This is a genomic window from Roseobacter sp. (assembly GCF_024639605.1).
Classification (GTDB): domain Bacteria; phylum Pseudomonadota; class Alphaproteobacteria; order Rhodobacterales; family Rhodobacteraceae; genus Roseobacter.
The window spans coordinates 1-10,561 of record NZ_JAHEHZ010000121.1 but is presented as its reverse complement, the minus strand read 5'-3'; the positions used below and the strand labels follow the sequence as shown (position 1 = coordinate 10,561).

8 protein-coding genes are annotated in these 10,561 nt (G+C 62.9%); 2 read left to right on the top strand and 6 right to left on the bottom strand.

Annotated features, from left to right (window positions below; genetic code table 11):
• The 6 genes from Q0M35_RS14220 to Q0M35_RS14195 all read right to left on the bottom strand — a co-directional run.
• A partial coding sequence (locus Q0M35_RS14220; RefSeq protein WP_295316429.1) for an ATP-binding protein occupies positions 1-1,149 on the bottom strand: 1,149 nt, incomplete at its 3' end.
• Positions 1,149-2,993 carry a serine protease gene (locus Q0M35_RS14215; RefSeq protein ID WP_295316427.1) on the bottom strand — a complete coding sequence of 615 codons (1,845 nt, stop codon included), beginning with the start codon at positions 2,991-2,993 and terminating at the stop codon, positions 1,149-1,151. The genes Q0M35_RS14215 and Q0M35_RS14220, both read right to left, overlap by 1 nt.
• 14 nt (positions 2,994-3,007) lie before the next feature.
• On the bottom strand, positions 3,008-4,621 hold the full coding sequence (locus Q0M35_RS14210; protein ID WP_295316425.1) for a S8 family serine peptidase: 1,614 nt from the start codon (positions 4,619-4,621) through the stop codon (positions 3,008-3,010).
• 38 nt (positions 4,622-4,659) lie between these two features.
• Positions 4,660-5,457, bottom strand: coding sequence for a DUF2182 domain-containing protein (locus tag Q0M35_RS14205; protein ID WP_295316423.1), 798 nt, complete (start codon positions 5,455-5,457; stop codon positions 4,660-4,662).
• Positions 5,454-6,887 (bottom strand): tyrosinase family protein, encoded by a 1,434-nt coding sequence (locus tag Q0M35_RS14200; RefSeq protein ID WP_295316421.1) that lies wholly within the window; start codon positions 6,885-6,887, stop codon positions 5,454-5,456. The genes Q0M35_RS14205 and Q0M35_RS14200 overlap by 4 nt, the downstream gene beginning before the upstream one ends.
• Before the next feature lie 207 nt (positions 6,888-7,094).
• Positions 7,095-8,381 carry a c-type cytochrome gene (locus Q0M35_RS14195; RefSeq protein WP_295316431.1) on the bottom strand — a complete coding sequence of 429 codons (1,287 nt, stop codon included), beginning with the start codon at positions 8,379-8,381 and terminating at the stop codon, positions 7,095-7,097.
• A 234-nt stretch (positions 8,382-8,615) separates the two neighbouring features.
• Between Q0M35_RS14195 and doeA the strand changes: the two genes are divergently transcribed.
• Positions 8,616-9,797: an ectoine hydrolase DoeA gene (gene doeA, locus Q0M35_RS14190; RefSeq protein ID WP_295316419.1), complete on the top strand. Its 1,182-nt coding sequence runs from the start codon at positions 8,616-8,618 to the stop codon at positions 9,795-9,797.
• A 4-nt stretch (positions 9,798-9,801) separates the two neighbouring features.
• Positions 9,802-10,561, top strand: a 760-nt coding sequence (gene doeB / locus Q0M35_RS14185) for a N(2)-acetyl-L-2,4-diaminobutanoate deacetylase DoeB (protein ID WP_295316417.1), incomplete at its 3' end; no start/stop codon positions are given.

Genomic DNA, 10,561 nt, shown 5'->3' with positions numbered 1-10,561 from the left:
AGACAGCGACACAATCCGGTCGCGCAGATGTGCGGGCACATTGCGTTTTTCCAGAATTGCGGCGGTGACCTTGTCGTCAAGTGCCTCGAGCGCGATGAAATCCTGCAGGCGTGCGTCATCACGCGCAAAAACCGGGCCGCGTCCGGCAGAAATCAGGCTGATATCAATGCGCTCCTTGTCGGCAAACCGGTCAATTTCACGGAAAAGCTGATGCACGAAGGTCGCGCCGTACCCGTGCAGCACCTCCAGCGTGTCGAGCAGAAACAACACCTGACGGTCGTGATCGGCCAGGATCCCGATCATCCCGTGCAGCAGGTCAGAGGGCAACCGCGCTCCGGTCTCCGAGGCGATACTCGTCCGCCGTTCCGCACGTTGCATGCGCAGGTCATGCAGCAGTCCGGCCACCGAGGGGATCGCCGCACCGATCTGTCGCGAAATCTCCTCAAAGACAGCATCGACAGCCCCCTCACGCAGCGACGACCGGTCAAAGTCGAGCCGGATCATCACGACGCGTGGTCTGTCCCGGCAAAGCCGCCCCAGGTGTTCGAGCAAAAAGGTCTTGCCTACACCCGGCAGGCCCTGGATGTGCAGTGTTTTCAGCGGGGCGGTCCGTTGCGGATGATCCAGGGCATGCAGCAGGCGTGCGATCTCTTCTTCACGCCCCACAAAACTGCTGCCGAGAAGCACATCCGTCGCGTGTTCCCGGCGCAGATGATCGAGGCGGCTGCTCAGTTCAAGCAGGCGCCCGTGCCCCGGTGCCGCAGGACCGGCCTGTTCAAGCGTTGAAACCACGTGCGCCAGATCCCCGGAAGCGGTCCCCGGTTGCGAGACCTGCACGAGCGCCTCCGCAGAAAATGCGCCATTCCCTTTGAGGGCTGCACCGATGTCACTGTCGGCATCCACCTGCGCGCTTTCAAGTCGGCCCAGGATCTTGCGGCGCTGTACCGGACGCATCTGCCAGCGGCTTCCGTCGCCGGTTGATGCTTCACGAAGTGCCGACATCAGCTTGCCGCGCAACAGGATATCCCCGCTGCGCTCCGCCGGGATTACCGTGCTCAGCATGTCACGCGGGTTGAACTCCTCAACCAGTGCGGCCTGCAGAAAGAGCGCATCGCGCAGTTTGTGATACTCTTCGGGTTCAGCTTTCATCACAGGCCCACCCAACCGCGTATGATCTCGCGCGTGCGCTTTACAGCCTCCGGCAGGGCACCGAACCTGTACCTGTCACTGTCCTCTTCTTTGTCGATATCCTTCGTCACCTGACGGACAAACCGGTCCAGCAGGTCATTACTGATGTTTTCATCGCCATTGAGGTCTTCAAGCATTGCGCGCAGCGTCACTCTGACATCCTCGTCGTCGAAATTGTGAAGCTGATCTACGAGCAGTCCGGGACGTCGCGCATTCTCCGCCTCGCCGGTATTCTGGAACTGCAGCGGCGCCAGCGCATACTGCTCAAAGCCCGCAAGGATCAGTCGCAGGTTCTTATGGGTGACGATCCATTCCGCCAGATGCTCGAACTGGGTCAGCGCGGCGGCTGATAGCTTGTTGTCGGGGGGCGGTTCAAAGAAAATCCAGAATGTCGCGTCCTGCGCGGCTGCGGCCTGCTGCAGTGCCTCGGCCACCCGGACGGCGCGCTCACGTTCCGCGGCCGCGTCGCTGGTCTCGCCGGGTCCGGCACCGGCATGGGCAGCAACCGCGGCCATGCCCGGAAACGCAGCGGCCAACGTGCCGGTAAGGTCCGTTTCCTCAAGGTCGGTGGGAATTCGGCGCGCCAGGTTACGCGTTACCGGATCCCCGGGGATCGCGCGGTTCTGAAGAAAGGCTTCAAGCATCCCGAAGCTGAAACTCAGCCCGGTCATACGTGACGTATTCACCCGCCGCACCCAGATACCGCGCAGGTTCGATCCTGGTGCCTCAAGCATATGCGACAACCCGGTGAAAAAGGTCCGGCGTCCGATAATCAGCGGGCTGTCGATATCATCGTTCAGCGACCACAGATAGCGGCGCGGCTGATCGCGGCGGATCGCGCCGATAAAGTCCGGGTGATTGATGAACTGCCCGTGCGGCACAAGCCGCCGGAACGCATCCCACCGCCCCTGATGCACCCCGATGAACTGCAGATCGCGATCAAAGGCCAGCCCGCCGGATGAGCCGCCCTTCGTATCCACGTCATGGCGCAGACGAAGGTCGTTCGGTGTGTCGCGATGCACCCGCCCGCGGGTAAGCCCGCGTCTGTTGCCTTCAGGGTAATGCACAAGCGTCATCAGCCGCGCGCCGGTCCAGTCGACGGCTTCCCCGGGCAGATCACAATAACCGTAGCTCAGTCCCAAAGGCAGGTTTACCCGCAAAAGAGCCACGTCTTTATGCGTGTCAATGGCATGTGCGGGCGGCAGACCGCCGCTGCGTTCCTCGTCATGGACGGGAGACGACCAGACCGGGCGCGCAGGGTAGCGTTGCCCGTCAGAGGCGCGGATCATAATGGCAGGTACCGGGCCCGCACCGGCACCGGCTTCCGCAGCCTCGCGGGCCGCAACGGCCTTTTCGACCACATGGGCGGCCGTCAGCACCAGCGTTTTGGAGATAAAGGCACCTGAGCCTGCTTCCTCGCCGTCGACCTCTACGCGGCAGCGAAAGGCCGAGGCCCGCAGAGCAAAGCGGCCCAGACGTTCCAGCGGAAAATCATTGGGGTCAGGTTCAGCAATAGCAGCCCCGGGAAAGGCCGTGTTTTTCTCAACCCAGGTCTCGCCGGGCTCCCGCTGCATCACGTCGATGCCGCGTGCATTCAGAAACGCCTCAAGGCTTTTTGAGAGCTCCCCCTGCATCAGCACCTCGGCCAGGACATCCGCAACATCCTGCCCGTCGTCGGTAAGCTCGCCGAGGGCGGCAAGGTTCATGGGTGCCTCAGGATCCGGGAAAAACTGCTCGAGCGCCTGATCGACGAGCAGGCCGTGATCCTCGAGCACTTCGCGCAGTTTCTGAGTCGCAATGGTCATGTCCGGCCCCCGCGCTACTGACCGAGCGCCGATCTGAGAGCCGGATCCTGTGCCAGAAGTGCTGCGAGACCCTCACTCGGATCATCGGGTTGCATCGGGGCCTCGGCGTCGCTTTCCAGCATGCGGGCACGCGCACCGGCGCGGTAGCTGAGCCAGATCATCTCGGGCGCATATTCAGCCATCTCAGGGGTGACATGCGCGGGCACCGCTGCTTCGCTGGTACCGGCCAGATGCATCTGAAGAACATTGAGGGTGGAAACCGCCTCCTTGTCGGGGACTGCCGGTGCTTCGCTGGCTGATGGTAACGCCGCATCAAGCGCCGCGCCTGCGTTCAGCAGCCCTGCGCCCAGATCCCGCGCCCCGCCCCATTCCGCAGGCGGCGTCATGCCCGCGATGGCACAGCGCACCCACATCGCCTGAACTGTTGTACCGCGCGCATCCGCTTTCTGCTTCAGCGAAGCGCGGCCGCCGTGCCGCGCAACCCAAAGCGCCGCAACTCCGGCCGTCATTGACGTGGCAAGGGTCGTGCCCTGGCTCGCCCGGATGCCGGTGACAGGGTCGTCAGCGACATTTTTTGCAGCGCCCCAGACCTGCTCACCAAAGGCCGAGAACGTCACCTGCGATCCGCGACCGCTCTTTTTCCAGGGGCGCAGATCAGGTTGCAGTGCGGCAACAGCGGTGCAGATGCCCATCGCCGCATAAGCCGCAGGGAACACCACGTTCGGCCAGCAGTTGCCGGCGGCACAGACGATCACCACACCTGCCTGAGCGGCACGGCGCAGGGCCGCTTCGGTGCTCGCCACGCGCGTCGGCCCGCCAAGCGCCATTGCGATCACATCCTCCCCGTTGGCAACCGCATGATCAATCGCCTTACCGATGCGTCGCTGGTTGAGATCGACAACAGAACGGATCGCCCGGACCGGCATGATCTTTGCCGCCGGCGCGGTGCCGGTCACCGCCCCCGGCCCGGATGTCCCACCCGACGGGTCCGCCGTGCCGCGCGAGGCCACGACCGACATCACCAGCGTGCCGTGACCGGGGTTGCGCAAAAGACCTGTGGAAAAGCGGTCAGCCGCGTTGCTGCCGCCCTCGACCAGGTTGATCTCGCCCTGCTGCGTGCGCACGCCGCGCAGTTCAGCATGATCGCTGTAGCCTGTATCGATGACCGCCACGGTCACACCCTCGCCACGCGTATGCCGCCAGGCGCCGATGCTGTCGATCCGGGGATGATGCCAGCCAAAGGGAAGAGAATTATCACGCGGCGTTTCGCACAGATTGAAAAGCGCCTCGTTCAGTCCGGCCACATGATGCGCACCATAAAGACTGTCGGGCAATACCGGATTGGCTTCAGCGACGCCGGTGGCTTCCCGCAGATCCCGGGAAAACTCAAATACCGCGCGCTCCTGACCATGCGGGTCAATATCCGGGAAATCGACAAAGTGGTAACGGTCCGCGGTCGCATCAAAGGCGGCCTCCACCGTAAAATCAGCCTCGGGCAGTGCGGCGCGGACCCGGTCGGTGATCACAGCGTCCGGTACCGGCTCTGCCGTTACAAGCTCAACCGACAGCGGGTCACGGTCGTCTGCCAGCGGCCCCCTCGCGAGGGCGTTGTATTTTTCCTGTGCCATAAACCTTTTCCTTCATAAAAAGCGCCGCGACCGGCCCTTCACGCCAAAACAGAATAAAAGCCGAAAAATATCAGTAACATGGCCGCACCCCGCGGCGCCGGTCGCGCGGCGCGACGCTCGGCAATCAGCAGCACCGTCAGAAGCGCCATACCGGCAAGTCCACCGCTTGCAACCTGCATCGCAACCATGAGCGGCAGGCAGGTCAGCAGGCAGAAACCGGCTTTGCCTGCGCCGGCGCGGGCTGCACCTTTCAGCGCACGGCGGCCTCCGGCGGCGATGACAGGCCGGTAGTGGCCGCGCGCAAGAAGCCGGAGACGCAACGGGTTGATCATCCAGAGCGCTCCTGCGCCGAGTGCCAGCAATGAGGATGCCTCGGTGCCTGCGACGCTTTGCAATCCCGCACGGGCCGCCAGCGTCAGAATGACAACCATCAGACCGGCAAGCAGCCACGCGCCGAGATACCCGGCCAGATATGTCAGAACGACGCCGGTTCGGCTGCGCCGATAGACCCGCGCCGCGATCTGACCGGTCTCCGCGACCATGAGAGGCAACATCATGGCAACCACCATCAGCCCCCATTCCGCCAGAGCCGGCCAGGGTCGCAATCCGGCGAGGCTTACCGCCCAGGCCTGGCCGAAGGCGGCCGCAGTTGTGGCAGGCGGTGTGGCGCAGATCTGCAGATCGAAATGTGCCGCGGGCATCGCTGCGAGAAGGCACCATGCCGCCAGTGCCGGGAGCAATGTGAAAAGAGGCCCGGGCACGGCAAGTTGCCGGGCGAAGACCGGGCTCAGCACAGGTGCCCGCCCCGTTCTGGCTGTCGTTGCCGCTGCGCTCATTCGAAAATCACGTTGATGCGTCCGATTGTGACCTCGGCGGGTTCGTCTGTTTCAGCCACAACACCTTCCAGACCCGGCGGCACACCCCAGGCCTGGTCCGCAGCCCCCATGGGCTCAATCAGAACCTCAAGCGCCTCGGTGTCACCGCGTGCCAGTCCAAGAGTGAAAGCGTGCGCTGTAATGTCGAAAACCTGGTTGAGACCGCTGCCGCCGTGCGGCGCGTCGGCGCGGCTCGCACGGGCATGCCCGAAAGTGCTCAGCACACCGGCGCGGACCGGCACCATATTATCGCCCGGCAGATCAATCAGCACCGCATAATTACCGGCAGCCCCGGTGCCCCTTATGCCCTGGAGTTCCAGATAGACCCGGCGCGTGCTGCCGGGTGCCTCCTCCGGCCCCGCCAGTGCCACGTCAGGGTTCATCTGCACCCGCGTGCGCGTCACGGTCCGGCCCAGACGCACGGGCGTTTCGCTGGCACCTGCCAGGTCAGGATCACCGGAACTGCTCATCGCAAGCGCCTCCGTATCGTCTGGTGCGGCGCCGCCGGGGGACACCGGTGAGGGGATCGTATCATAAAGATATCCGTGCAGGATCTGCGTTGTATCCAGCATATCCTGAGCAGTGTAGCTGAAAGGCTGTCCCTGCCCGTCATGCATGTCAAAGGATTGTCCTGTGAGCCAGAGCGGACTGTCAGGATCCGCATGCAGCGGGTCCTGGCGCCAGGTCTCCCAGAGCCTGTCGATATTACAGTGGTGCAACCAGAAGACCGGATCAAAAGCCGCAGTGCGCGGATCACGCATGAACCCGCCGATCTCGACGTGGATCACATTGTGTGGCATCTGTTCCAGCGCGCCGCTGTCCCCGCCGCCCCGGTTAAACCCGGTGACCGGCCCGCCAAAGCCAGACGGCGCGCCCGGTTTGGTGTCGGTGAAACCGGCGAACTCCATGGCCGCGAGGCTGACGATCTGATCGGTCAGCCCGAAATCACCGTTCATCACCAGCCGGCGACGGGAAAAGAGGTAATTTCGCGTGCCGTCCGGTTTGAGCTGGTCCCGGAACGGGGAAGGCAGACGGCGCGCGTCCGGATTATCGGCGAGATCCTGTGAATAATTCCAGTAAGGCAGCGCCCAGTCTTCCGGCCCGCCAAGGCTGGCAACTTCCTGCGCAATCACGGCCTCAAAGGCAGCAATATATCCCCGGTGCCAGGGCAGAAAGAACCAGCTCTGATGCTGGCACTGGTCCCAGAACTGTGCGCGGGCTGCAATGTTCGGAAAGGATGGCGGCACCCCGTGTACCGCACCCATGAACCACCACCCACGCGGGTCGTCGACGGGAAGCTGCCAGAGAGCTTCGACAGCACGCTCATACCACATCAGAGTTTCGTCGCCGTCCGGCAATCCCCAGACGCTTTTGCGCACCCGATGTGTCATGTGCGGCCCCCGTTCCTGCGGATCGCCCAACTGTCGACCCCGGGTCAGGTTACCACCGAATCGGGAACTCTCAAAATCTTACTGCATTCTGGGTTGTACTCTGCCGTTGATTGCACGGATCACCGGGAACGCCCGGACCATGATTTTCATTCTATCTCAGGTAGTAGTCATGCGTTCTTAAACTGTGTCCGGCCCGTGGACCCGCAGTTAGTCCGGCGCCGTTGCCTCCTGCAGAAAAGCGATCAGATCAGCCCGGTCGCGGGCCCCGGTGATCCGCTGCATCGGCATTTTCGAGCCCGGAATGTAGTGATCCGGCCCCAGATCAAAGAGGCGGTCGACCGTTTCAGCATTCCAGACCAGATCGGACCCGTTCAGAGTATCTGAATATAAGTACCCGTCGACAGTGCCGGCGGGCCGGCCGAAGAGCCCGTAGAGCGTCGGGCCGGCCCTGCGTTTACCGTCCGTGCCCAGCGTGTGACAGATCGAGCATTTGCGCTGAAACTGTCGCTCGCCGTTCGACATCTCTTCGGGGTCTTTCAGAAAAGACCGTTCCGTCCCTGTCATCTTTGCGGCGTTCTCAAAACCGTTTACGGGCCAGCTGTGCATGGCATCTGCGATGCCGCCCGCGTGGATGTTCTCACCATCAGGCGAGAAAGCCAGCGCCCAGACCGGACCGGAAGCGGTGGCCCGGAAATCTTCGGCAATCCGCCAGGTCGCGGTGTCGATCATCATGATGTATCCCTGCGCATCACCCACTGCGATGCGTCCGATCTCTTCCTGGTAGGCCATCGCGAGGATCGGCCGGCGCCCGGCGGTGAAGTCGCCTGTTTCGGCACCGTCAGGCAGCGACACCACCCGGGTTCCGCCATCAACAGCACCGTAAGCCAGCCAGCTTTCATCCGGGGCGATCAGGAGCGCGTTGATGCCAAACCCGTGCTGGACCAGCCGGCGCAGAAATGTGCCGGTCTCAGCATCCCAGAGCCGGATCGTGCCATCGGCGGATGCGGTATAAAGCCGCTTGCCGTCAGGGGAGAATGCCACATCGCTTACGGTGTTTTCGTGGCCGGTGAATTCCAGCGGGCCGGCCCCGTCGAGCGACCAGATGCGCGCGGTCCGGTCCCAGCTGGCCGATGCCACGCGTTGTCCGTCCGGCGCTGTCGCGAGCCGTATTACCTTGGCGCTGTGCCGGCCCAGTTGCTCTGATGTGCCTGTGGCGGGGTCCCACAGACGGACGGCATAATCATCTCCGCCCGAGACGATCCGGCCACCGGCAACCGGCACCACCGCGTTTACAGCCGCTTCGTGCCCTTCAAGCCAGCGCGGTGCGCCGTCACGCCAGAACCCCACCGAGTTGTCAAAGCTCGCCGTCAGGATCGCCCCGTCCGGCGCCACGCTGATGCCCTTGACAGGGCCGCCGTGTCCTTCAAGCGTAAATGCCTCCTGCGCCGCTGACGGGAGCGGAACGCCGAGACAGGCGGCAGCGAAAAGGGTCATGGCGAAATACTGCGCTGCCTGGCGTTTCAGCCGGTATTCTGATCTCATATCTCGTTGCCGTCTGCCGTTGTTGCTGTTCTCCCGCACAGCGGGACTGCAGATACCCTAGCAGCGCCCTGCCCGGTTCGTCTATTGCACCATTTCGCACCTGCGCCACACCGCCGATAGACCGCAGAGCCACGTTCCGTTAACGTTTCTCTGGCCGCACCTCACATTGCGTAAAGGATACTCCGGATGGCTGCTGAAAAACTGCCCTTTGACCGCGCTGAATATGAAACGCGCATCGCCGCCGTGCGCGGGGCGATGGCAACCGCCGGCACTGATGTACTGGTAACCTGCGACCCTGCGAATATGTCCTGGCTCACCGGCTACGAAGGCTGGTCGTTTTATGTGCATCAGGCCGTCGTCCTGGGCCCCGACGGGCCGCCGCTCTGGTGGGGGCGCGGGATTGATGCGCTGGGGGCAAAACTTACGGTGATGATGCCGCATGACTGCATCTTCGGATATGATGACACCTACGTTCAGAACCCTGACAAACACCCGATGGAAGACCTTGCCCGGCTGATTGCGGATCGTGGCTGGCAGGCAAAGCGCATCGGGCTGGAGATGGATAATTACTACTTCACGGCCGCCGCATGGCAGTCGTTGCAAAGCGCACTGCCGGACGCTCGGTGGGTAAACGCCAATGCTCTCGTCAACTGGCAACGCGCCGTCAAAAGCCCCGCCGAGATCACCTTTATGCGTCGTGCCGCGCGCATCGTGGAAAAGATGCACCAGACCATCCTTGAGCACGCCGAACCCGGTCTTGCGAAAAACCGGCTGGTGGCGGCAATCTACGAAGCCGCGATCACCGGTGCGGATGGTCACTGGGGCGATTACCCCTCCATTGTGCCGCTCGCCCCATCGGGCACTGATGCGACGGCACCTCATCTGACATGGGACGACACACCGCTTAAAACCGGTGAGGCCACATTTTTCGAAATCGCCGGCACGTACCGTCGCTATCACGCGCCCCAGTCGCGCACGCTTTTTCTGGGTGCGCCCCCCGACAAATACCGCCGCGCGGAAACTGCCGTTCTGGAAGCCGTTGACGCGGGCCTTGCTCAGGCAAAACCCGGGAATTTTGCCGAAGACATTGCCAATGCATTCAACACAGCCCTCAGAAAGCACGGGTTCGAAAAAGACAACCGCTGCGGCTATTCCATCGGTCTGTCCTATCCGCCTGACTGGGGCGAGCGCACGTATTCGCTGCGCCGCGATGATCGTACCGTGTTGCAACCGGGCATGACGTTTCACTTCATGCCAGCCCTCTGGCTTGACGACGGCGGGCTTGAGATCACTGAACCGGTGCTGATCACCGAAAGCGGCTTTGAGTGCCTGTGCACCACTCCACGTCAGCTGATGGTAAAGGAATAACACCATGCGCCCCACTTCGATGCGTACGACGGTGGATTTTGACGCGCAGGGCGTGCAGCACGGGCATCTGCAACTTCCCCACAGCCGCGACGACAGCGCCTGGGGGTCGGTCATGCTGCCGGTGACGGTGATCCGCAACGGCGACGGGCCCACGGCGCTCATTACCGGCGGGAACCATGGCGATGAATACGAAGGACCGCTGGCCATCCTCGATCTGGCCGCGCAGACCGAACAGGCGCAGGTGAGCGGGCGGATCATTCTGATCCCCTTCATGAACGGCCCTGCCGTGCTGGCAGGTCGGCGCACCTCCCCTGTGGACGGCGGCAATATGAACCGGGCCTTTCCCGGTCGCCCCGACGGGACAGTCACCGAAAAGATCGCGGATTATTTCACCAGGACCCTGTTGCCGATGGCGGATCTGGTGCTTGATTTTCATTCCGGCGGCAGGACGCTGGATTTTCTGCCTTTTGCCGCGAGCCACGTGCTGCAGGACAAAGAGCAGGAAGGCCGCTGTTCTGCGGCGCGGGATGCCTTCTTTGCGCCCTTCTCCGTACAAATGGCCGAAATCGACCCGGCGAGCATGTATGATCACGCAGCGGAAAGTCAGGGAAAGACCTTTGTGACCACAGAGCTTGGCGGTCGAGGTACGGCTACGCCAGAGACGATCGCAATTGCCCGCCGTGGCCTGCGCAATGTGCTGATCCACGCAGGCATTCTCGCCGGCACACCTCAGACCGCCCCCACCCGGCATATCAGCCAGGAAG